Source organism: Paenibacillus sp. MCAF9, from assembly GCF_052114265.1.
In the GTDB taxonomy this organism is placed as follows: Bacteria; Bacillota; Bacilli; order Paenibacillales; family Paenibacillaceae; genus Pristimantibacillus.
Map to the genome: position 1 here is coordinate 58227 of NZ_JBFREL010000027.1, position 23955 is coordinate 82181.

23 protein-coding genes are annotated in these 23955 nt (G+C 42.8%); 6 read left to right on the plus strand and 17 right to left on the minus strand.

Annotated elements, in window-relative coordinates; all coding sequences use genetic code 11:
- The first annotated feature begins 20 nt into the window (after positions 1 to 20).
- Positions 21 to 818 (plus strand): histidinol-phosphatase, encoded by a 798-nt coding sequence (locus tag AB4Z45_RS26245; protein ID WP_441881185.1) that lies wholly within the window; start codon positions 21 to 23, stop codon positions 816 to 818.
- A 5-nt stretch (positions 819 to 823) separates the two neighbouring features.
- Positions 824 to 1522: an MgtC/SapB family protein gene (locus AB4Z45_RS26250; protein WP_076270708.1), complete on the plus strand. Its 699-nt coding sequence runs from the start codon at positions 824 to 826 to the stop codon at positions 1520 to 1522.
- Positions 1523 to 1601: 79 nt separating this feature from the next.
- Here the strand turns inward: AB4Z45_RS26250 and AB4Z45_RS26255 are convergent, their stop codons facing one another.
- From AB4Z45_RS26255 to AB4Z45_RS26300, 10 genes are all read right to left on the minus strand, one after another.
- On the minus strand, positions 1602 to 2204 hold the full coding sequence (locus AB4Z45_RS26255; RefSeq protein ID WP_441912526.1) for a hypothetical protein: 603 nt from the start codon (positions 2202 to 2204) through the stop codon (positions 1602 to 1604).
- Between the two features lie 228 nt (positions 2205 to 2432).
- Complete coding sequence (locus tag AB4Z45_RS26260; protein ID WP_441912527.1) at positions 2433 to 3572, minus strand: toxic anion resistance protein; 1140 nt, start codon at positions 3570 to 3572, stop codon at positions 2433 to 2435.
- A 25-nt stretch (positions 3573 to 3597) separates the two neighbouring features.
- Entirely contained in the window at positions 3598 to 5286 is a 1689-nt protein-coding gene (locus AB4Z45_RS26265) for a VWA domain-containing protein (RefSeq protein ID WP_441912528.1), read from the minus strand.
- Entirely contained in the window at positions 5276 to 6043 is a 768-nt protein-coding gene (locus AB4Z45_RS26270; protein ID WP_441912529.1) for a hypothetical protein, read from the minus strand. Before AB4Z45_RS26270 ends, AB4Z45_RS26265 begins: the two co-directional genes overlap by 11 nt.
- Positions 6044 to 6585: 542 nt before the next feature.
- Positions 6586 to 7233: a 2OG-Fe(II) oxygenase gene (locus AB4Z45_RS26275; RefSeq protein ID WP_339206093.1), complete on the minus strand. Its 648-nt coding sequence runs from the start codon at positions 7231 to 7233 to the stop codon at positions 6586 to 6588.
- Between the two features lie 109 nt (positions 7234 to 7342).
- Positions 7343 to 8281, minus strand: coding sequence for a GNAT family N-acetyltransferase (locus tag AB4Z45_RS26280; protein ID WP_441912530.1), 939 nt, complete (start codon positions 8279 to 8281; stop codon positions 7343 to 7345).
- A 508-nt stretch (positions 8282 to 8789) separates the two neighbouring features.
- On the minus strand, positions 8790 to 9149 hold the full coding sequence (locus AB4Z45_RS26285; protein WP_441912531.1) for a hypothetical protein: 360 nt from the start codon (positions 9147 to 9149) through the stop codon (positions 8790 to 8792).
- Positions 9150 to 9279: 130 nt separating this feature from the next.
- Positions 9280 to 9717 carry a WapI family immunity protein gene (locus AB4Z45_RS26290; RefSeq protein WP_441912532.1) on the minus strand — a complete coding sequence of 146 codons (438 nt, stop codon included), beginning with the start codon at positions 9715 to 9717 and terminating at the stop codon, positions 9280 to 9282.
- Between the two features lie 208 nt (positions 9718 to 9925).
- Complete coding sequence (locus tag AB4Z45_RS26295; RefSeq protein WP_441912533.1) at positions 9926 to 11299, minus strand: hypothetical protein; 1374 nt, start codon at positions 11297 to 11299, stop codon at positions 9926 to 9928.
- Positions 11300 to 11372: 73 nt separating this feature from the next.
- Entirely contained in the window at positions 11373 to 11840 is a 468-nt protein-coding gene (locus AB4Z45_RS26300) for a hypothetical protein (RefSeq protein ID WP_441912534.1), read from the minus strand.
- Between the two features lie 373 nt (positions 11841 to 12213).
- Here AB4Z45_RS26300 and AB4Z45_RS26305 point away from each other — a divergent pair, with 373 nt between their 5' ends.
- The 3 genes from AB4Z45_RS26305 to AB4Z45_RS26315 all read left to right on the plus strand — a co-directional run bounded on the left by AB4Z45_RS26305 (position 12214) and on the right by AB4Z45_RS26315 (position 14667).
- Positions 12214 to 12546: an ArsR/SmtB family transcription factor gene (locus AB4Z45_RS26305; RefSeq protein ID WP_441912535.1), complete on the plus strand. Its 333-nt coding sequence runs from the start codon at positions 12214 to 12216 to the stop codon at positions 12544 to 12546.
- Between the two features lie 107 nt (positions 12547 to 12653).
- Positions 12654 to 14009: an alpha/beta fold hydrolase gene (locus tag AB4Z45_RS26310; protein WP_441912536.1), complete on the plus strand. Its 1356-nt coding sequence runs from the start codon at positions 12654 to 12656 to the stop codon at positions 14007 to 14009.
- The gene (locus tag AB4Z45_RS26315) at positions 13969 to 14667 is read left to right on the plus strand and encodes a DUF998 domain-containing protein (protein WP_441912537.1); all 699 of its coding nucleotides are present in this window, start codon (positions 13969 to 13971) and stop codon (positions 14665 to 14667) included. Before AB4Z45_RS26310 ends, AB4Z45_RS26315 begins: the two co-directional genes overlap by 41 nt.
- A 182-nt stretch (positions 14668 to 14849) precedes the next feature.
- Here AB4Z45_RS26315 and AB4Z45_RS26320 read toward each other — a convergent pair whose 3' ends face one another.
- The 7 genes from AB4Z45_RS26320 to AB4Z45_RS26350 form a co-directional block, all read right to left on the minus strand.
- A complete protein-coding gene (locus AB4Z45_RS26320; RefSeq protein WP_076270717.1) occupies positions 14850 to 15737 on the minus strand; it encodes a carbohydrate ABC transporter permease in 888 nt (295 codons plus the stop codon).
- Positions 15738 to 15751: 14 nt separating this feature from the next.
- Entirely contained in the window at positions 15752 to 16642 is an 891-nt protein-coding gene (locus AB4Z45_RS26325) for an ABC transporter permease (RefSeq protein ID WP_076270718.1), read from the minus strand.
- 89 nt (positions 16643 to 16731) lie between these two features.
- Positions 16732 to 18450 (minus strand): extracellular solute-binding protein, encoded by a 1719-nt coding sequence (locus AB4Z45_RS26330; RefSeq protein ID WP_441912538.1) that lies wholly within the window; start codon positions 18448 to 18450, stop codon positions 16732 to 16734.
- A 167-nt stretch (positions 18451 to 18617) separates the two neighbouring features.
- On the minus strand, positions 18618 to 19682 hold the full coding sequence (locus tag AB4Z45_RS26335) for a response regulator transcription factor (protein ID WP_441912539.1): 1065 nt from the start codon (positions 19680 to 19682) through the stop codon (positions 18618 to 18620).
- The gene (locus AB4Z45_RS26340) at positions 19679 to 21445 is read right to left on the minus strand and encodes a sensor histidine kinase (protein ID WP_441912540.1); all 1767 of its coding nucleotides are present in this window, start codon (positions 21443 to 21445) and stop codon (positions 19679 to 19681) included. The genes AB4Z45_RS26335 and AB4Z45_RS26340 overlap by 4 nt, the downstream gene beginning before the upstream one ends.
- Before the next feature lie 225 nt (positions 21446 to 21670).
- Complete coding sequence (locus tag AB4Z45_RS26345) at positions 21671 to 22891, minus strand: amidohydrolase (RefSeq protein ID WP_441912541.1); 1221 nt, start codon at positions 22889 to 22891, stop codon at positions 21671 to 21673.
- Positions 22892 to 23268: 377 nt separating this feature from the next.
- The gene (locus tag AB4Z45_RS26350) at positions 23269 to 23481 is read right to left on the minus strand and encodes a TM2 domain-containing protein (protein WP_339206070.1); all 213 of its coding nucleotides are present in this window, start codon (positions 23479 to 23481) and stop codon (positions 23269 to 23271) included.
- Between the two features lie 61 nt (positions 23482 to 23542).
- Here AB4Z45_RS26350 and AB4Z45_RS26355 point away from each other — a divergent pair, with 61 nt between their 5' ends.
- Complete coding sequence (locus AB4Z45_RS26355) at positions 23543 to 23677, plus strand: DUF3626 domain-containing protein (RefSeq protein ID WP_441912542.1); 135 nt, start codon at positions 23543 to 23545, stop codon at positions 23675 to 23677.
- Positions 23678 to 23955 lie beyond the last annotated feature (278 nt).

Below are 23955 nucleotides of genomic sequence, written 5' to 3' on the forward strand. Positions count from 1 at the left end.
GCATTCATCGGAGGTACTACATGAAGTTTGACTATCATACGCATCATGAACGCTGCGGACACGCAGTAGGTTCGGTCAAGGAATATATCGAAGCAGCAATAACACAGGGATTAGATATTATCGGAATCTCGGATCATACGCCATTTTTCGCAATTGCTGAAGATCGTCCTTCCTTAACTGGCAGCATGGCAAAAAGCGAGTTTCCAGCTTATATTAAAGAGGTCTTGGAGCTAAAGAAAGACTATGAAGAAAAAATAGAGGTGCTGCTCGGCATCGAAGCTGATTTTTTACCTGAACATCTGGATTTATACCGCTCGGTTATCGCTTCTTATCCTTTTGATTATGTTATTGGATCTGTGCATGAATTCGCCGGTATCGGCATATACGATTCAGAGTATTGGGAAGGCTTGACTGCAGCACGTAAATTGGAAGTAAAAAATTTATTTTATGATTATATCGCTCAGTCCGCCAAATGTGGATTATATGATATTTTAGGTCATGTAGATTCATTGAACCGCTACTTCTACGGTTATCCAGAGCTCCGCACAGAAGCTGCCGACGTCACGTTGAAAGCAATCGCTGCTAGCGACGTCGTCATTGAAATCAATTCTTCCGACAACAATTGGGTGCCTGATGGCTATTTCCTAGAACGCGCGCTCCATTATGGGGTTAAGGTGACCTTCGGCTCCGATGCGCACCAGCCCGAACGTGTAGGCGAGCATTTCTCGGCCATCGGCAGCCATTTATATGAAATTGGGTATCGAGAATGGGCCATATTCCGCAAACGCGAACGGTTGATGGTTCCAATTAGTCGGTGATCGCCTTGGATAACCCGTGGGTTATTGACCATGCCACCATCCTAATCCGGTTGTCTCTGGCCGTATTTCTTGGCGGTCTCATCGGCTTCGAACGGGAGCAGCAAAATCATCCGGCTGGGCTTCGCACGCATATTCTGGTTTGCCTCGGCTCTTCGATGATCATGCTGCTGTCCATTTACGGCTTCGCTGAATTTGCGGGAGAGCCCAACGTAAGGATTGACCCGGCGCGGTTAGCAACGGCTGTCATTACCGGCGTCGGCTTTCTCGGAGCCGGAACGATTCTATTCACAGGCAAGTCTATTACAGGGCTGACAACAGCCGCTTCCTTATGGGTCGTCGCAGCCATTGGGCTGCAGATCGGTGCGGGCTTTTATTTCAGCGCAGCGGCAGGAACGATTCTTGTGTTCATCACATTATGGGTTTTCAATAAAGTGGAGCACCGTTTTCTGAAGAGCAAGAAGGTTAGAAAGCTTACCATTCAGGCGGAGACAGAAGAGGAACTGCTGGACATCGTCACCCAGAGGCTTGCCAGCCGCTCGATTATGACGCAAAAAATGATGCTGCAGCGGATACGTCCATCGCTTGATATGCCGCTATGCTGGGAAGTAAAGCTTGATATCGTCGTCCCAAGAACCATGGAGCCGAAGGAAATCGTAGCCGAAATGAAACAAATTGGCGGAGTCGTTGCTGTTAGTTTTGAATAGAATAAATAGCTAAACACCCCCAGAGTTTATCGCCGGGGGTGTTTGTTCATTTCATCTTTATAGCATGATTAACTATAACTTAAGGTAACTCATCTATAATATCTATTAATTCGTAAAATTTTCTACATTCATCTTGCTCATGATCTGTAATTGTGAAAAACTGAGTATTGCCAATTTTTGATACTGCGTCATATTCACCAATTAATGAGTCCAATAGAATGAAATATGCGAAAGTATACCGATTATCGTTGGGATCATATTTCTCGATATGAATGCTTAGGTCAATATAGTGCCCTTTGTTTTCATATGTGAAGAAAATATCATCGTAGGATAATTGAATATCCCCCATACTAATTTGCAAGCTTTCTGAATTCATCCTTGGTCTAAACTTTATTATAGTCCAATTAGAATAATGTGGAGCTACGTTGCAGAGACTTTCCACAGTTTCAAATGAATCCGCAATCCCATCTGCAGAAATGATAAGTTCTCTCTTCTCCCCTTCTTTTATCGTACTGATTTCAAATGTTAAATTATCATCTATTACCTTAAGTTTATTACTAATTTCATCTAGAAAACATTCTTTATTATCCTCGAAATTCTCATAAATTTCCGACTCCCTGCTACTAAACCATTTCCAAAATGAAACATTAGGATCCGCTTTGCTAAATAGCTTTATTTTCATCGTTACCCTCATTTCACTACTAGTTTCTCACAGCATTTTAATAAGCCTATTCGTGTCGTTATTTAGTTATAGTTTCTATAATAATAGTAATCACTTTATCCTGCTTATATCATTAGTTTAATAGAAGAAGGGGGTTTAGTATATCTAACAAATTTAAAAAATCCGACCTTATATGGTCGGATTTTAGCAATGTGAGGTGAGGAGCAATCTCCCTTCCCGTCGTGCAATCTACAAGCCTAACTTTTGCCCCTTCTCCAGCCGCAAAATTCTGCTCTCTCCCTCATTCGCCAGTTCTCTAAACTGACTAATGGTTTCACGCATGCGAGGAAGCGCCTCCTGCTTATAGGTGCTAATTGAATCTAGCGCCGACAGCACATCAACAAAAGCCTGTTTCATCGTGTCGACTGAAATATTTGTTTCAAGTGATTGCTTATGGATCGCTGCGCCTTGATCTTTCAGCATTTTTGAAGTGCCGCTGATGAGAGTGTCCGTGGTTTGATTGAGAAGCTCAATCTTTTTTAGTACAATCCTTTGATTGTAGAGTGCGCTGGCCACTGTGACTGAAATTTTCAGGGCAGAAACGGTAACATTCCTCGCTCTGTCTACCCCTCTCATGAGCTCCTTATTATTTCTCATAACAACTTCAATCGCCATAATCCCCTGTTGATTAACGACCAGCATTTGCTGCAAATCCATGAGACGCTGGCGCAAAGGAAACAAAACTTCCTCTGTGATGAACAGAATTTTGTCTTCAGATTCTTGACGCAGTTTAGCTGCTTCGATCTGCGATTCAATTTCCGAATCCATTAACACACCCAACTGGATTTCCTTTTGAAGCTTTTTAGTGAGCTCCCTGAGAGCATGCTGCTCAATTTCCAAGGTTGTATTATCATTTTTCAATACCGTTTTTCCCTTATCCAAAGATAATATGATATCCGATATGACAGCATCTGCTTTCTGGTACTTTACAAAATAACGCCGCAAAGGGTTAAACAACATGCCTAATACGCCGCTTTTCGCAAAATCTATGACGCTGGGATCTAGATCTTTTAACTGAAGATGCAGCTCCGCCAAGCCCTTGGCTACTTCCCCGCCTTCATCCCCTGTTTTGGATAAATTCCCTACAGAAACCTGCAAAAGAGCATTTTTCTCCGAGGATGACCGCATGGAGCTCATCCCGAAGCTATCGATGGATTGCAAGACCGCCTTCCGCTTCTCCAATGACTCAATATCCAATGCCAAAATCGTAGAAACATTATTTAAAGCCAGCTCCTTCAGCTGCGTTAATTCCTCTGGCTCGGGCTTAACCTGCTCCTCCATTGCTGATTTCAGTTTTTCCTCACTAATCACTTCCATAGAAAATGTCATTGAAGCCCCTCCTCATTGATAGTCCTTACATTTGAACGTTGAGCAAATTGCTGATTTTATAAACAACATCCTCTGTATCTGCATTAATGCTGGCCGCCTCGTTGATGCTCGAAATACTTTGAAGCGCCTTGATGTTCGCATTGTAGCCTATCGTGTAGATCGGGATTTTGTACGTCTCAATCAGTCCTCTAATATCTTTAAGCGAATGCCCTTCATTTGTTTCCCCGTCGCTGAGCACAAAGATCAGCGGCTTCACATCTGGATTTAAGGCCATCTCATCCTGAAGCATTTTCATCGCCACCACAATACCGTCAAAAGTAGCTGTTCCTCCACTGGCTTGAAGGCTGTCTATGGCCCCAACGAACATCGACTGCTGATTCGTGTCATACTTCCCTATAGGAAGATTAATGGCTACATCACTGGAGTAAGAAACGAATCCAATACTGTTGTCCCGTCCCAAAAACTTTTGTCCTTTCAGCAGCGATTCCTTTAATCGGTTTAATGGCTCACCGCCCATACTCCCTGATACATCTGCTACAAACACAGCCGCAATCGGTTTACTTCCGTTCTTCTTTTCCTTCCACAGCTTCTGCGCAGCAGACAAAATACTGCCATCTACCGGTTCAAGCTCAGACTTATAGTCATTCAGGCCATTAAAACCCTTTTGCTCCGCTAATTTCTGATATTTCTCTTGTTCCACAAAATCTGCAAACTTCTGAATAATGTCGAGCTTATCCTTTGGCAAATCACCTAAAGCATAAAGCGGGCTGTCATGCCTAACACCGAAAGGGGTGAACACATAACCCGCTTTGAAATCTGTTGCGTTCACAAAGGTTTGATACTCAAGAACAAAAGCATCAAGCATACCCGTCTTGGCAGCCTCACGCATTTGCAACGTGGTAGAAGCAATAAACGGTACATTGGCCTGGAACTTCTCAAAGCCTTGAACCGCTTTCTCCCCAAGCAGATTGGAGCTGTCAAAGGTTCCGAGGGCAGTCACCAGAAAGTTTAGCCCTGTAGAACTGGCAAATGGATCTGTATACCCCATAGTCAGCTCATTATCCGCGATAGCGTCGGTTACTGTTTTCAAATTCAGAGAACCGTATTTATCGACCAGCTCATCATATTTCGCCTTCGTTGCTACAATGCCAGTAACATTGCCAACAAGACGCTTAGAGACCAGCTCAGCTTGGATGCCATCCGCTTTCACCATTTCTCCCCACAGCTCGTTGGAAGGAGTAAAAGCATCCGGTATATATTTGCCTGATCTGATATAATCGGTAGCAGTTCCCGAAGCAATATTACGGATCATGACCGAAACCGGCTTTCCATTTACCGTCGTATTGGATTTATTGAATTCCTCAGCCACCTCGTTTAACCAGCCATCAACACCCGTTCCTGATTTCTCTGTGGAAGAGAAAATCTCTACAAAGCTGTCCGTTGTATTCGTTACTGAAACCGGAAACTTCGAGATATCAGGTAAGGAATCCCCGATTGACGCGGGATCGAGATCGATTTGACCCTTGATTGGCTCTATCGTTTTCACAGACACATCTTTATATAATTTATCAAGCTTTTTCTCTGCATCTTCCGTCGTGATCTGCGTCTTTGTTTTACCTAAATTTGAAGTTAAGCTTATGCCCAAATAAACAAGCAAAAAAACAGACACTGCAATAGCTCCTATCACTACAAAAGCTTTCCCCTTACCTGCCATATCCGTCTCCCTCTCCATGCTTATATAATTTTGTCTGCTTGATTAATATATCGATTTCCTTCATGCATGACATTTCCTCAACATCTCTATAATCGGTGCTGTTCAACAGCGATATTTCCAATAATAATTTATCTAGCTTAAGCAAAATTTCCTCATTCGCACGAAGATAACCCGTCACGTAGGATAAGTACTCCTTGTATAAATTTGTTTTTTCCTGTACTAGCTTGTTAGATAGCCCCGCGGGTTGTTGTTGGCCTGCAAAGTTGGAGTATCCAGAGGCATTGAATACACTAAGCTTATTGAGAATACCTCTAATATTAAGATAGAACAGCTTCTCAACCTCATAAATAACCGAATCGAACTTCTTATAGCTTAACTCCGTCTGATCAAATCGCTGACTAAGAACCTCGGTCAAGGCGTTCTTCTTCTTATCTATGCGTTCCAGCTGATCCAAAGCAAGAGCCATATCATTTTTAAGGTCTTTTGCATGTCGATACGGTTGAAGCGCTGCGATATAATCCTCACGCGTTGAAATGTTTTTTACAGGCAGCGCAACTGGCGGTTTAAAAAGCAAACTATAACTCCCATATAACATAACAAGCAGGCTCACAACCAATAACGTTACGCCTGAAGCCGTTTCAAGTACACTTTCACCTCCTATTTCCACACCTAGAAGTCCAGGTGACAACACAACAATATTCAGAATCGCAACACCGCCAATAAGCCCAAACAGCTTCAAAAATCTCCCGTTATCCAACGTTCACACTTCCCCCTGCTATTACAGTAACTTACTCCAATTCAACTTTTTAAGAAGCATCATTATCAACACAGCTATATCGCTAAAATGTAGATATTACACTCCTTATGCTTAATTTTATCAGAGAATAACCGAACAAGCTCCTAAATCTTACTAATTTATCCGTTTGAATTTATAAATGGAAAAAAGAGACGCCTAAGGGTCTCTTTTTTATTGGATTTATAAGTAGGGAAAAGTTAAATTCTTTTTGCCCGAACCCACAATGATCTGCTGCCTAGAGGCATTAGAAAGCTGAAGCTGTAATACCTGTTTAAAGTGACTTACGAGGACTTACGAGGGGTAAACGATGTAATCAACCTATTAATTAAATAATAAAACAGCTGCCTAATAAGTAAAAAAGCAAAAACCCCGACCTCTTATGGTCGGGGTTTCACATGGTGGAAGCGAACTGCGCCAAAGTACAACGACAATTCGCCTCAGCGCAATGATTTGATTGCTGTGAGTAGTATGATTCCTTATATTCATTGCTTCCTAATCACTCTTTATGAAATGCGCAGCGCCTGTCTTCTCATCCACATCGTCGCTACCCACTTTTCACCTTTAATCACCGGTGTACCTGCATGCAAGGTGAAATCATTTATTTCATTATTGTTATAAAAATATTCAAAGTAAACAGCCATGCCTTTGTTAGGAAAAACTGAAATATTAAGCAGAGGGAACGCCGTTTCTCCGCCTTCCTCCACATCATTCAAATACATTATAAGCGTACTAATTCGATTGTTAGCACTTGCTCGATTTGTTTCTGCGAAAAAATCATAATGTGGCTGATACTCTTGGCCAGGGGTATATAGCAAAACTTGCAAGCCGTCGCCATGCTCAATGGGAATATTCATAATTTGAGAGAATCTTTTTTCGATTTTTGTAATCGTCTCATTCTCCTCACAAAATACTCCACTGCTCGTTCTAATTTGGTTCTCTGCACGATCTCCACTTATTTTTGAACGCTGCAATTGTTCCCTAGAATGTCTAATTAGCTCATCGCATTCCTCATCGCTAAGCACATTTCCTAGTACGACAACCAATGGCTCCTCATACTTGGCAAGAATACGAATCTCTCGATCTTCTGTCTTAATTGTATTTCCAGCATGATCAAATATCGTCCGCTCTTTTTCCGTCGTATCCCCTATCATTCTTACACAGCCCCTATGGTATGACATTCACCACAAAATACCATACCATACATTTCAAGTATTTACTTTAAAAAATCAGAAAAATCGAAACAATCAAACGGTCACCCCGCTATGGTTGCGCAGGTATATACATATTTTGTATCTCCTGTACTCCGGGCACGAACCCGAGATTAAAATAAACAGATTCTGCATCATTACCTTCCATCACATACAATCGTAGAATTGAATATTTATTTTTCAGCATACTCAGCGCTCTTTGCAGCATAAGTGTAGCCAGCCCTCTTCCTCTATGAGCAGGTATTACACCGATACTATATACTGCTGCCATGTTATCTTGTAGACAAAGACGACAATTGGCAATGAGCTGACCAGAGTTCTTATCATAGATTAGTGTTGAAGCCTGAACTAATATGTCATTCGAATAATTAGGATCTTCATTTGGAATAAAATCTTCTAAAGAAAACTTTTTTCTCCTTACTGCTTCAAATCCGCCTTTAAAGCTTTCATAGTCACAATGAGCAATGTCATCTTCATTGATGAATCGCTTKGCTCCCATCTCGTTTTCTACAATTTGGGGACTTTTAATAATTAGATTATCATCGCAAATCACTTCGAAATGATCTGTAGGACGCTGCATCCAACGGCATCTGAATTCATCCGCCCAGAAGCCTGCCCTCGCAAATAATTGAACTTGATCTGGAAGAACCTCAAAAGTCTTAATTGGCTGCGTTCTGTCAGACCAATGCATTACTATTTTTTTAAGCAGCTTCAATATCTTGAATGCATCATTAAAAGGAGGAATAAAAAACAAATGGTAGATTACGTTGGGCGCCATTCTTACGCCACCGATTTTATTCTCTCCCTCATAAATCCAAAATGTATTTCTTCGCGATGCTGCATAGCTTTCTTCTCTAAAAAAACCATTATATTGCATATTATAATATACAGAACAATACAATCCCCATTCTTCTGGCTCCGCCATCCGAATAGAATATTCCTTCGATAAATCATAAGTAATGGTATCCATAGACCAATTGTTTAATTGCATCCTCCATACCTCCTTGTAAATTTACAAAATAATAGAATGAAAACACGAATTACTGCCGTTTGATACCTCTCCACAAGACATCCGAGAACGACAAAAAGACCACAGATGAACATAGCTTCATCTGCAGCCTCTAATCTCCTAAGTGATCCCTATCACAGGAATGAATTTCATCATACCTGACATAAGTATACAATTACCGCGCACATAAGTCGCGTTAGAGTAAGGGCGTATGATATTGCTATTGTTCTTAATGTACGAGTTCAGCTAAATAGCAGGTATGCAGATCATAACTGCGATCACCACAAATTAAGCCAAACCTCATATATTCAGTTATTTTTTCAACTGATTAAGAACAACAATAATCACGACACCATCCACTCCTATCGCATGCTTTATTTGCCTATATTACCAACGAAATTGCCTATTTTCAATTTACTAAATAATTATAAAGGATCTCTACCCGTATTTTATCCTACAGATAGCAGAAGCTTAACGACCTATAACCCGCCTAGTGCTTCTGCCTTTCTATTTTGCCGGCTACAATTTGTGGAGGATAAGATTGCATTACAACATATTCACCTTTATCATTCGTTTTGGGAGTTATATTAACTGATTCACCTATCCCCAGCTCGTTGTAGAGCAGAGTATCCTCAACAATATAATTTATTAACTCAATATCATTCTTTTTAAATGTTTCAAAGTCCATATTTTCTGCATCTTTCCAAGAGATGTCCTTCGCTACTAAGATTTTTTGCTCTTCCTTTGCAATAATGTAATTCCCCTTTTTATCGTCTGACGAGGAACTGCAACCAGCAAATACACATACGAAAATTAATAAGGCTACTCCTAATACTAACTTTTTCAACATTTTCACCCCTATTCAGTATAACCTTCAGACGAAAATGCAAGTGATATGTTACGAACGAATACAATTTTTAGCTTTTGTTTCGGTTGATTTATCAATACGTCATCATACTTAATCACTATTGCCACTCGGTTCAACATTCATGTTGTATCCCTTTTAAGCCACCATGATGATTCACTATTTCTTCTAGTCCTTCGATCGTCTCTCCAAAAAAACTTTGCTCGCTTTCGATTTCAAATTTCATCTCATTATCTTGATGTGCAAATTCCTTGAAATAACCTACTATTGTGATTTGCCTTCTATTAATAAATTTAACTTTGAGCTCTAGGTTTGCTTCAGTAGAACAAAATGTTGCCACTCCCTTTAACTCCGCCCAACATTTAACTAACTGATTATAGAACTCATATGTCTCACCAGTTGTAAACCATAACTCACCCTTTACGTAATAGTTTCCACTCTTAATTTCTGCGATTCCCCTTACATTATAACCACCAAAAGGGCTTGTCATATTCGGAAACCCGAATACTTCGTCTAAAGAGATTTGTATGAAACAACCCTGTTTACCTCTCATAACAAATTGGTATATCAGAATCAACCCATTTCGTAGTAACTTATTTCAGTTCTTTTAATTAGCCTGCTAGTAAGCTTCATATAAAATAAGAGCAGGTTCCGCAGCGCCTGCTCATTAATATGTTCTATTCAACTAGCGTTATCCACCCTCGTAATAAAAAAATCATTTAAAGGCCAAGTTCTTTCTCTTAACATTGTATCTTTAACATCTACCAAGCTGATGCGTTCATTCTGGCAATCTCATCGGTTAGTCCCAGTCTGGTCATTTCTTCTACCATTACTTTTTCGACTTCCTCGCTATGAAAGCCCTTTGCGTTAAATGTACGTATCAATGCTAGTTTGCCAGCATAGGTAGCCCGCTTTAAATAACCCTGCAATTCTTCAGCTTCCAAATCATCATCCACCAGAAGTGTTTCGTGTTGCCGACCTTTATCCCCAGGATGTATATTAGTTACCCCTAGTCCATCAGGAGTAGCGACAACAATTTGTTTCTCCCTCGCTGCTTTCACTCGATCAAGGTATGTATATGGATGATCGATTTTAGGTAGGTTTAGCGCATCTACCAGTCTGGACATGACCTTACGGCGATTCGCTTGATCTTCCTCGGTTGGTGCCCATTCATATTGCGCTTCCTCTTCCTCTTGTAAGTAGTTTTGGTAGGCCTCATCACTTTCAAACGACATATATATAAAAGTACTGTCAATAGCAATTACGCTCAAAAACTCCCTAATATTGTTGGCAATGACTTCTCCAGCTTCATCCCCACCCATTGGAGAAACTCTTACGATAGGGGCATTATTTAAATCCGGGACAGATCCAAATTCCGTTAAGAAGCCGTAGTGTTCGCCATCTCCACCCGTCCACCCAAACGAAATAATATCCCAAGGAGTATTCCCATACTCACTCTGGTAATAACCGCCGTAAAAGCCGAGCTCGTCCCATAACGATAGTCCTTCTTCTTCAAGTTCCTTATCTAAGGAGTACAGGTCGCTGAATATATCCAGATCAGAATATTTTCCGTAATTGATCTGCTCACTTTCTTCTGCACTCATTGTATTCTCTGTGACCGTTTCTTGCTTCGCTTGCCATGCGAGCAATTCCTCCCTGTCTTCATTTGTGACCTCTCCTGGGTTTGGAGAAGTCGTAATCATGACTTTACCTGTCTCAGCATTAAAAACGATCTCTGAATCTGTTAAACCACTTAATCGTTTGGAGTGAATATAAATATGCCCATCAATTAGTCGAAGCGTATCTTCCCACTCATCATGCATATAGGTCGTGCCACTTCCATTTAATGTTTTGTAAGAGATAGCTAAAGATCCATCTTCTTCGTGATTATAAGTCCAACCCATGGCAGTAAGTACCGAATCAAGAGGAAGATACAATCTTCGTCCCTCTATAAAAGGTTTGTTAGTAATAAGAATTTTATTCCCATCAACGTAAATATCCACTTGCTTTCCTGCCTTCTGTATATTCTCAGGAGGATTGGGTCTATCGCCACATCCACTCAGCATGCCCACGATTATATTAAGGACAACTACGACTAATACTAGTTTCTTGACCGTCATTTCTTCTGTTTGCACATACTAATCCCCTTTAGAAACGATCTCTTTTTCTATATTTTCGTCAGATAGTTAGATTATTCTGCCTGTTAGCTTAATCGTAAATTTTTCTGAGATGAGAGCTATATTGCGCTTCCTCAAAAGTCATAATAGGGATCTCATCAAGCCAATTAACTTTTGAACCAATTCCTTCGCATCCCAGAAGCATATCTTCCCTTGTACTCCTATCAATACCAAGTTTCTTCCAGATAATGTACCCATCCGCTTTAATTACATTTGCAACAATTACTGTACACGTCAAATCGCAATCATCTGGGCACATTAGTACTGGCAAAACAACCTCTTTGCTTACCGAATTAAACCTTCCCTTAATACATTCTTTCTCTTTCAAGTCGTAGACCCATTCAATAATTGTTGGGATCATGCCTAGAAGGTTATTTGAAGGATAGTAATTATGAAGCAATAAATCCAGAGGAGTACCATCAATGACAATAGTGTGATGTTCAACTTTACAATACTCACTCTTCATCGTTACGACTTCAATTTTATTTACCAGTTCCATTGTTTAGACACCTCACTTTAAACAATTACCACAAAATAATGCACTACGATTTGCTCCGCTAACCTATCCGTTAGTTCAAACGACCTCCTATTTTAAAATCGCAGATGGGATAGGCGGTGCAAACTCATATCACCAGCCACGAGTATATACCTTGTTTTTAAGCCCTGATTCAAAACATGCACCGTTAAATAATTCGCTTTGGCGACTTCAATATCCTTCCAGTTAAGATGCTATCTCCTCCAATATAAATCTCCAATAGTGTAACGGTGGATTGAATTATTCGACATGTATTACGACTTACCAACCAATGCATGAGCTTTTATATTTACTATATACGTTGACACGTATATACACTTAGGTGTATATTAAGTGCATGAACACAACAACTATGCAATTAACTTTACTTACACTCGCCGAGCCGAACCGCTTCAACATTGTTGAGCTGTTAAAAAAAGCGCCGCGATCGGTGAGCGAGATCGTCCAAGCGCTCAATATCGGTCAGCCGCAGGTGTCTCGCCATCTACGTATTTTGAGCGAGGCTGGGTTGGTGCGCTCCCGCAACAAAGCACAACAGCGAATATATAGCCTAGAAGCAAAGCCCTTTCAGGATCTGGATATGTGGTTTGATTCATTTAGTATCCTTTGGGAAGAGCGTCTCGATCATTTTGAGGATTATATGCTCGACTACAATAAAAAGGAGGATTAATGCTAGCCTTTTATCTCAAGCGTTATCGCAGCAATGTTCGAAATCACCAAGCCTTTTGGAATAATCGATTTGACGCACTAGAAAATGACCTAAAAGGATGAATGAAGATGCGATCAAAAACAAAAATCCATAAAAAACGGGAACTTCGTGAGCTTACCATCGAACGGATATTAGCATTGCCCCCCAAGCTTGCTTGGGAAGGTTGGACAAACCCGGAACATATTGCGCGTTGGTGGGGCCCTAAATTATGGACAACCACCGTCTATGAAATGGACGTAAGACCCGGCGGTATTTGGCGTTATAGCCTCAAATCAGATGACATTAGCGGGGAAGAGGCTTTCTGCAAAGCTGTTTATCAAGAGGTTTTTGAACCCTTTACACTAGTATACACCGACTCGTTTACCGACAAAGACTGGAATGTTGTAGAGAACAGCGAGATGCTAACGACTGTTCAATTCGAGGAAACAACAAATGGCACAAAGCTTAGTATCGTTACACGATTCGCAAGTGCTGAGGAATTGGAAAATGCCGAAGCAATGGGTATGATTGAAGGCTTCAATGATGCATTTGACCGACTTGAAGAATACTTAGAAACGTCGACGGGAGGACTTATGGATACAGTTACTTCAAAGGATGGAACAAAGATTGCATATGAAAAGCTAGGAAATGGACCTGCCTTTATCCTAATATCATCGGCCGTGGCCGACCATAGCGATGCAGCCCAGCTTGCCCAGCTGCTCGCAACTCATTACACCGTTTACAACTATGATCGCCGTGGCCGCGGTCAAAGCTCTGATGTCGCACCTTATTCCGTCCAACGTGAAATCGAGGATATTGAGGCTCTAATCCATAAGTCCGGCGGCAGTGCTTGCCTGTTTGGAAGCTCATCCGGCGCTGTGTTAGCCCTTGAAGCAGCGAGTCGATTAGGAGACCGGGTTTCGAAGCTGTATCTTTACGAACCACCATTCATTATTAATGACAGCCGTAAACCCTTGCCTACAGAATATGTTCAATATTTGAACACGCTAAACCTTGCAGGCAGACGCAGCGAAGCGGTCGAATACTTCATGTCGGAGGCTCTCGGTATTCCGGAAGAATATATTGGCTACATGAAAGCAGATCCTTCTTGGCAAGCGATGGAAAGCATGTCTCATACAATCGCCTACGATGGCATGATTATGGGTGACACGCAATCCGGCAAACCGCTTCCAACCGACCGATGGAACATAAAAGTTCCCACGTTAATTATGACAGGCGAGAACAGCGAACCGCTCTTTCACGAGTCAGCCAAAGCACTTACCGAACTGCTGCCTTTTGTTGAATCCCAAACACTGCCCGGACAGGATCATTCGGCAGTCGTGATTGCTCCGAGCATTCTAGTGAAGACGATTGTCAATTATGACATCGTCCGAGAAGAGAAAAATGACGAGATTATTGCCATTAGAGAATACGAAATCAGTTAAACCACTATTGATTGCAAATCCTATATCCGCGATATCATCTAATGCCGCACGATTGTCTATCGTCTCTGGATCACTCTTCATCTTGATCCTGGGTTGCCTACACCTCTTAGAGCCTGAATTCGATCCGACTTGGCGTTTTATTAGCGAGTACGCTTTAGGTAACTTCGGCTGGATGATGCATTTTGCATTTATATTGCTCGCTGTAAGTCTCGTAAGTGCCGGTGTTTCAATCTTCTCACAAATTCGTAGCGTCTTAGGATATATCGGGCTCGTTATTCTTGGACTAAGTGTCTCAGGTATTTTAATAGCAGGTATTTTTGTGACCGATCCTATAGCGGTGAGCCCAGATGCTGCAACGTTCAGCGGTAAAATGCATGCCATTGGCGCCACGCTCGACTATTCGCCTGTCGCCGCTCTCTTAATCAGCTTTGCATTGGTACGCAATGAAGCTTGGAGGCCCATTCGCGGACGACTGTTAATCACCAGCGGAATTATGCTTGTGTTAATGGCGCTATTTATAATTCAAATTCCGCAAGATGGACAGTTCACTCCTGACGTGCTTGCAGGTTTATTTGGACGATTCTTAATCGTATCCTACCTTGGGTGGCTTTTGGTCGTCGGGTTTCAGATGCTCAAGCTTCGCAAGCAGAGCTTATAAAAACAGATTTGCCCTACTAGCATGAACAGAAAAATCAAATAACCCGACCTCACGAGGTCGGATTTTTTCATGGTATTGGTGGCGAACCATGGCTGTGCAAAGCCATAATTCGCCGAAGTGTGATGCTCAAACGGTTTGATGAGTGGAATGACCAGTGGCACGTCCTCCTCATAGGCACAGCCTTACTCTTTCACCGCGCCTAGCATAATACCTGAAACAAAGTACTTTTGCAGGAAAGGATATACGATCAGCATTGGTACCATAGCTATAAAAACCTTAGCCGCATTCAGCGTTCGATTAGACAGCTCGGACAGCTTCTTATATTGTTCAGGGGTCAGATTGGTGCCAACCGGAATGTTTACGACCAGCTGCTGGATATAGGTTTGAAGCGGATATTTAGCCGCAGTATTCATTAGCACTAACCCGTTGAAGAACTCATTCCAATGATAAACGCTAAGGAACAACGCTACTGCAGCAAGTACAGGAAAGGAGCATGGAATATATACCCGAAACAGCACTGACCAAGGACCAGCACCGTCGACTACCGCCGCCTCATTCAGCTCCTTCGGCAAATTGCGGAAGAAGTTCATAATCAGGATCACGTCGAATACCGGCACTCCTCCGCCAAGTACTAACGCCCAAATCGAATCGATCAAATGATAGTTTTGAATAGTGAGATACCATGGAATCAGTCCTCCGTTAAACAGCATGCAAAAGACAAGAATCCACATGAAGGTATTGCGCATTTTAAAATCCCTCTTGGGCCTTGCGAGTGGGTAAGCCATTAACACCGTCATCAGCAAGGCAAAACCTGTACCGAGCACGGTGCGCTGAATGGAAATCCAGAACGCGTTAAAGAAGAGGGCGTCATTAATAATTTCCTTATACGGCGTCAAGGAGAAGCCAATGGGATAAAGCGTAACCAAGCCTGCATTAGCAGCGGATTTTTCGGAAATCGATACACAGAAGGTGTACCAAAGCGGGTAAATACAGCTAATAAGCAAAAGGCCGAGGACGACGATATTGGCAATTTCGAACGTCCGTGAGCCTAACGTTGTATTTCTGACCAATGCAGCGCCCTCCCTCAGAATACCGTGTAATCGGCATAGCGATACGCCAGACGATAGGATATGAATATCAGCACAAAGCTAATGACCGACTTGAACAAACCTGCCGCCGTCGCGAGCGAGAATTGAAGATTTTGCAAGCCCAGTCGGTACACCCATGTATCCAAAATATCTCCAGTTGAATACACAAGCGGGTTATAAAGGTTATACACTTGATCGAATCCGGCGTTTAGCACGTTGCCTAGACTTAAGACGCCCAGCAAGACAACCGTGGTTGACAGTGCAGGCAGCGTGACGTGCCTAATCAACTGCCAGCGATTGGCACCGTCAATGGCGGCCGCCTCATATAGATTGAGATTAATGCCTGTTAACGCCGCAAGATATATAATTGCGTTAAAGCCAAATTCCTTCCACACATCCGTACCGATGATGAGCTGCCGGAATATCCCCGCATCCGCCATAAATAGTTTAGGATCGAAGCCGAACATTCCAAAAACCGTATTAACAACGCCATAATAGCCAAAAATTCCAATTACAATCGTTGACATAATAACCCACGATAGAAAGTGCGGCAGGTAAACGACAGTCTGCACCAGCTTTTTGTAGCGCATGCTGCGAAGCTCGTTCAGCAATATGGCAAAGATGAGCGGAATGAGCAGATTAAGCACGATTTTGCCGATTGCGATGATAAAGGTATTAACAATAACCGTCTTGCTGTCATTAAGCTGAAACATATACTTGAAGTTTTCGAGCCCCACCCACTCGGATTTAAGCAGCCCCGCTCCCGGATTGAAATCCTGAAAGGCCATCAGAATTCCAAACATAGGCACAATACTGAACATCACAAGCCAGACCATACCCGGCAACAGCATCAAATAATAGTGTTTCTGATGGCCTAATTTTCTCACTAAGGCTAGCCTCCCGTCTCCCTATCAGGATAACAAAGCTTGCAAAAGGCACTTAAAAACGCCAGCGCCTTCTGCAAGAGTATGCTCGGTTACTTCTTCAAGAGCTCGGCGACTTCCGCTGTGATCTCATCTCCGCCTTGAGACTTCCAGTCCTTCACGAATTTATCGAAAGAGTCGATGGACGCTTGGCCAAGGATGATTTTCATAACGGTCTCATCCTCCATCTTCTTCAGGTTAGCCCATTTCGTTTCCATCGTTGAGGTTTGGTTATAGGTTACGCTAAAGACCTTTTTATCGATTGGAATTGTTGTGAACGGACGATCACCAATCATGATGGAGTACAAGCGCTGGAAGTCTCCGAAGTTAGCTGTACTGAAGTTGCTGACATTTAGATCGTCGAACGGAGGCTTAATGACGTCTTTTACCTTTTTCGCATCCGCATACATCAGCTTGTACAAGCTGTTCGGCTTATTATAATCCTCTGGATTGGTCTCGCCTTTCAGTACTTTCAGAAGCTCTGCATACTCATATTCCGTCTCATTGGCCGCGGCCATAACGTTGCGAAGCGGATACCAAGCCACATTAACTGACAAATCAAAGGTCGCTTCATCACGTACAAGCGCATTATTCATGATCATAATGGCTTTGACGACATCCGGTTTGGCATTTTTGCTAATAACAGTGTAGGTGCTGCCCGTCGTTTTCATATGCACATTCCATTTGTTATCGTCAGAATAGACCGGATAGGCCTGCCAGTTAGCCGTCGGATCGTTTTTGAAGGAGTCCCCGTTGCCATAGCCGCCATTCCACCATGGGCCGAAGAAAATCCCCGCCTGATTGGCATTAATCGGATCCCCTACATTGTCACGGGTACCTACTTCAGGATCAATAAGCCCTTTTTTGTACCAGTCAGCCAGCAAAGCCAACGTTTTTTTCGTATTGTCCGTCGTCGTTCCGTAGGTTACCGATCCGTCGCCATTGTCAAGCCAGTAGCCCGGATATGCATCCATCGCGCCAAAAATCGGATCGAATCCCCCCATATTGTTAGAGGAGACGAGGAAGGTAGAATAAGGGAACGTATTTTTGGAAGGACCGGCAATACCGATCATTTTGTCCCCGCCAAGCTTGCTATCAACAAACGCTTTCGCCGTTTTTTCGACATCGGACACCGTCTTCGGCACCGGCAGCTGCAGCTTATCAAGCCAGTCCTTGCGAATCCATAAGACATGAACGCCGTCGGTATCCACCGTAATGTTTGGTAGTGAAACCATCTTGCCCTTGTAGCTGGCATTTTCCAATGCACGGCCTTCGGTGCTTGCCATGATATCCTTCACCTGTGAAGACTGATATTGCTGGAAGATGTCGGTGATATCATAGAGCAGACCCGAGCTCGCCGCTTTGGTCATGAAGGAGCGGTCGTCAACGACCATACCGTCTGGCAGCTTGCCCGATGCGATCGTCAAGCTCACCTTCTGCTTAAAATCGTTGCCAGTGGCCGCAGTCCAATCTACAATCACATTGATGTTGTACTTTTCCTTAAGGTAGCGCGTGTACTGGTTGTTGCTTACACTGTCGCCTTCCGGCAGCGTTTTGTCTGTCGGATCCACCACCATGCCAATGTGAACATCAACAGGGTTCGGAAATTTGGAGAAGGCCAGATCATCTCCCGATAGTGCTGGGCTTTCAGTGTTTGAGTCTGGATTTGAAGACGCTTTCAAATTATTCGATGAATTGTTGGAAGAAGAACACGCCGTCAAACTTAGACCAAGTAATACGACGGAAAGCATCAATGCCATATTCTTTTTCATCTAATCCCTCCTCAAAAGAATGGCCAAGCAATTCTTACTTCGTAAGCAACTGCTTAGTTTCTTGCCTTCTCATTGTACATGGGAAGTTAGGAAAAAAAGTCAGACAGATGTGCCGTGTTTTGCGCCAGATACAAGGCCAAGGTAGATATTTGTTCGATCCGTTGTAGTCATTCCTCCCCCTTGTGGAACTGGGCCCGAAATTCGGAGGGTAAAAGACGGGTCTGTTCATGGAACAGCTGGGAGAAATATTTGGAGTCGTTATAGCCTACGGCATGAGCAACCCAGGCGATCGACTGATTGGTTTCGCACAGCAGACGCTCTGCCGCTCTTATTCGCTCTTGTCTTAAGTATTCATTAAACGTTGAACCCGTCAGCTTCTTAAAGCATTGGCTAAAATAACTTCGGCTCATGTGCACATGATCAGCGACGTCCTCGGCATGCAGCGTATTTGAAGCCTTCTCGCAAATGAATAACACAGCCTTTAGGATGCTGGTTGTCGTATTGGTAAAATCGGAGGATGAAGCAACCTGCGCATAAACACGTTTCCTGTAATCGCGCATCCATTCAACCGCAGACCGGACATCGTCGGCATCAGACCGGAGCTCTGCAGCGAGTAGAATTACGGGCTCAATCTGTGATAGCACACGCATAAATAACCCTTCCAGACGGCGAAAAGAAACCTTAGCTTCTATAGTCTGTTTACATAACCGCTGAAAAACCGATTCATTATAGAGCCAGTAGTGTGAGCGCCACTCCTGCTCCAGCCTGCACCACTCTTCTTCCTCCAGGTTTTGCTCAGGGCCATGCGTAGGCGCTGGTTGCGCAGGAGTCTTAGCAGAAAGAGGTATCATTTCTCCTGTCATCTTCTGCTGAATTCGTTTCAATATTTGCTCATCATCCTCTGATTCCAGGCGTACCTTGGAAATATAATCGAGCACACCCATGCGATAAGCCGTTTGCACAATCTCAAACTCTTCGTGAAAAGATAAAATAACGGAACGCAAATCCGGAAATCTTTGCCGTGTAACTTGAAGCAGCTCCATACCTGACATGACAGGCATCGAGAGATCTACGAATATGAGGTCCACCTCATAACTTTCCATAAACTCCAGCGCCTTTGCGCCGTTCGCCGCTTCTCCTACAACAACCATATCATGATTAGACCAAGGCATAATTGAAATCAAACCTTTGCGTGCTAGCTTGTCATCGTCAACAATTAATACACGAATCAAATCGCTCTCTCCTTTCTATGATGGAGAAAAGGAAGGGTTAAAGTAACCGTTGTGCCTTGATTTGGAGTGCTTTCTATACTCATACGAGCTTTATAGCCATAAGATGATTCCAACATAGACCTGACATAACGAAGTCCAATTCCCCAACCCGTCTGCTGCTGATCCGGCGTGTCACGCTGCAGCAAAGCAAGCGTCTCATGACTGAGCCCTTTGCCATCATCACGGATTACGATGCACACCATCTGTGCCTTTTCATCAGCCGATATGTTGATCTCCAGCTTGCCGTTATCGTCAAGGCCATGACAGACGGCATTTTCCACAATGGGCTGCAGAATGAACCTCGCGACAGGACTATCGAGATAAACCCCTTCCGCAATATTCAGATTCACCTCAAAATCATGCCTCATCTGCTGCAGTTCCAAATAGGTTCGCATGACCTCTATCTCCGACCTGAAGGTTGCCGTATCCTCTGATTTACCCAAATTATAGTTCAGCAAAAAAATTAACGAGGAAACAAACTTTTCAATCTCCGCCTGCTTATGCATAACCGCCAACCACCGTACCGAATTGAGCGTATTCATCAGAAAATGCGGGTTGATTTGGTAGGCTAGCTTCTCTATCTCCAGCTGATGACGGCGCTTTTCCTTTTGCTCCACGTCCATAATCAGCTGCTGAATTTGTCGCTTCATAATATTGAATTGATCGAGTAGCCGATCGAATTCATCGATCCCCGTATGATATTGGCTGGTACCCATATATCCCTTGCCAAACGTCCTCATTTCCTTCTCAATTAGTCGAAATGGCTTGTTAATGATCCTCCGCAATAATAGTGTGAGCATAAACATCATTAGAAGAGCAATGGCGAGAATCCAGTACATGTGATTTTTCCACGTATAGAGCTCGTGATTGTAAAAGGAGACAGGAAGCAGCAGCGTGATGCCGTAGCCGTAATCACCTGTCATTCGGTTCCATACATAACCGCCCGTCACACCCGATTGACCGCTTAGACTGAGACGCTGGCCAGAACTAAAAGCAGTTGAGTTGCTGCTATAAGTCACCAAGCCAGCCGTATCAGTGAAAACAAGCATATAGGGCATACTCAAGCTTTCTGTAAGCGAATTCATAACGGTGGAGATATCCGACTTTGCTTCAACATAAACAACTAATTTTGTTCCATCTGAAAATTCAACCTCCCTTGTCACCGACATAACCAAATCATCACTGAATCGGCATAGGGATTTATGCGGGGACTGGTATTTAAGCTCACCAGTACCGGCGACACTCGGCAAAGATTGCAGCGTAAAGTCACCACGCAGCGGCAAATTTGAATAAGAAGCATTTCCGCTTGCGGGATTATAATACATCACCAGCTCCATAGCCGGATTCGAAAAAGTAATTAATCCAATATTGTAGGCAATATCGCGTGAGAGAAGACGCTGACTATACGTGTCCGCGGTGGAGATATACGTCTCCATCAGGTTGCCCACCGTACCTTCCGGCGTCATCTGCTGTGTAACCTGCAGCAAGTTACTGTACATCTGATTCAACTTTGTCGTTTGCTGGTATAGATCAAAAGCCATAGAGGTCTTGATTTTATCGCGCTGCATCGTGTAGATCGCATTATAGGAAACAGACGCCATTAAGATGGCATATCCTACAAATCCAACGGTCAGAAACACCATGATTCGTTTGCGTAGAGAGGTGAAAACAAACCGATTGCGCAGCATAGACACGAAGCTTATTTTCCTACTTGTAGACTTCATAGAGCGATTACCGTCCACCTCCATCACCTCACAACAAGTATGAATCATTATTCGCTGTTTTACAGGTTTATCCTTCCTGGTAGGTAGAGTACTGTGTTGTACAGACACATAGCGATCTGAGAAAAAGCAAAAACCCACAACCTGTTGCGATTGTGGGTTTACATGGGGAGGTGAACCTTGGTTATACAAAACCACAATTCGCCGTCATAAATCTCTACAATATGCCTACAACGATCCACTCACAAGTCGCCCATGGTACCATACCGCTTGACGCACCGCTCTTCGCGCTATCGCTTCCGCCGTGCAGCTTGCGTGCAACAGTACAAAGCTCGCGTCGTCTCCGATCTTAGGCCACACCTGCTGACCTTTTGAATCAAGCGGCGTTATCCCCCCAGTAATGAAGCTGATGGCTTGCGATAGTGATAATTCATCGTTATATCCATACAATTCTGCGAATCGCCCTGCTTTTTCTAATGGATCTCCATTCCCGAAGGGAGACCAGTGATCTGTAAGGCTATCCGTTGCCAATTTTACCGCTACTCCATTTTTAGTTAACATCGGGAGCGGCATCGTCATCTTGCCAATCGGAACTGTCGAAGCAACGGACATGCCAAGCGATCCCATCCGTTTAGCAACTTCCTCCGCCTCTTGTGGCTGCGCACCTGCAAACCAGAATGCATGACTAACCGTTACTTTTCCTTGCAAACCAGCCTCTTCGGTCAAATCAGCTAAACGCGTCAGAGTTTGCTTGCCCGCTTCGTTTCTATCATGTAAGTGAATATCGATACCGGCATTATTAAAAACCGCTAGTTCTACGATGGTCTGCAGTGACTTCTCTATATTTCCATCCACTGAGAATGGATCTAATCCGCCAACATGAGTTGCTCCCTCTGCCAAAGATTGCTTTACGAGTTGAACAGAATCCGATAGCAGAAGCCCATGCTGGGGGAAAGCGACAATTTCCGATGAAATTTTACCTGAGAATGTATCCAGCGCCTGCTTAGTCGCCTCTAACCGTTGCAATCCACTGGTAGGCTCGATATTACAATGGGTACGAACATGAGTAGCCCCATATCTCTGTATAAGAGATAAAATGCTTTCGGCTTGTTGTCTTGCCGTTGGAAGGAGCTTAGGCAATAATACTTTCTCTTCCTCAATTCTCTCGAAGATGCTCGATACAGGCTTTACCGCTTTCCACGGTCCATTGAAATATGTTTTATCCAAATGAATATGAGCCTCTTCGAACGAAGGCAGCATTAATAACTCTTTACAATCATATTTAACAATATCACTTTGAATATTTCGTTCTGTCCCTATAATTTCAGCAATAGTACCGTTCTCAATTCGTATATGACAAATTTTCGTTTTCGTACCAGAGACCTGTCCATCTTCCATATCATAACCCTGTTCTAATCTTACATTCGTTAACCAATAAGAAGCGTTCAACCGATCATCTCCTGTCTTTACCCCTATTATAATCGCGTCCTCTTTATTCCCAATCTACTTCTATGGTATAACTAACCACTATTTTACGATAATTTCAAATCCAATTCATATATTATGGCCGCATCGCATTTGAGTAAAATGAATAGGAATAAAGAATTTGCAGTTATGTATTGCGAAGCTCGTATTAAAATTAACAAAATACAGCTGCGTTGTTTTATTTATGCATGTAAAAGAACACCATCCTCATGCGGATGGTGTTAATGGTGGCGTAGGCGCGAGGAATGTATACCTCTTATATTCTATTTCACTCAAACGACTGAGTAAAAAAAAGCTCTACCTTAACTGGTGGAGCCCTCTAGTTTTGTTATGTAATTCATTTATGCCGAGATTCTTCTGCCTTCACTATCCGTAAACTTTCCTACAATAATCATAATTAGGTCAATCAGCAACCAAATTCCCAATCCACCTAAAGTAATAATTTGCAAAATAGCCGTACCTATTTTCCCGACATAAAACCGGTGGATGGAAAACCCTCCCAAGAAAAAACAAAATAGTAATGCAGCTACAAATGATTTAGGACTTTTATCCATGATACATTCCTCCAAATTATTATATAATACCCTCCTATTCTATCGGCAGAAAACCCATCAAATGTTAATTTTTCTAGTTGATGAGGTTCCTATAAATTTTAGGGGTCCTTTGATGCGTTCAATAGCCAAAAGAATTGCGCAAAGTGATTTAATTGATGTAAATAGGATTGGGTCTGCAGCTAAGGAAAGCCAATGAAAAAGTGGATAATTTTCCATGAAACAAAGCAATTCTATACCCTTCTTTCAGTCACTAACTTAACGAGGTCTGTGTCGAATGAAATGAAATCAACATAAAAAGAGCTATCGAGACTTTCTCGACAGCCTGAGCCTGCCATACGGCCAATGTCATTAAGTTAATCTCCGAGACAAGATCGTAAATAGAAAGTGAATCTGAAACGGCATGGGAAAAGCCCTGTGCCGTTTATTTTTTTGATGCAAGACTGATAAATAGGAACAGCAAACAAACGGATGGAC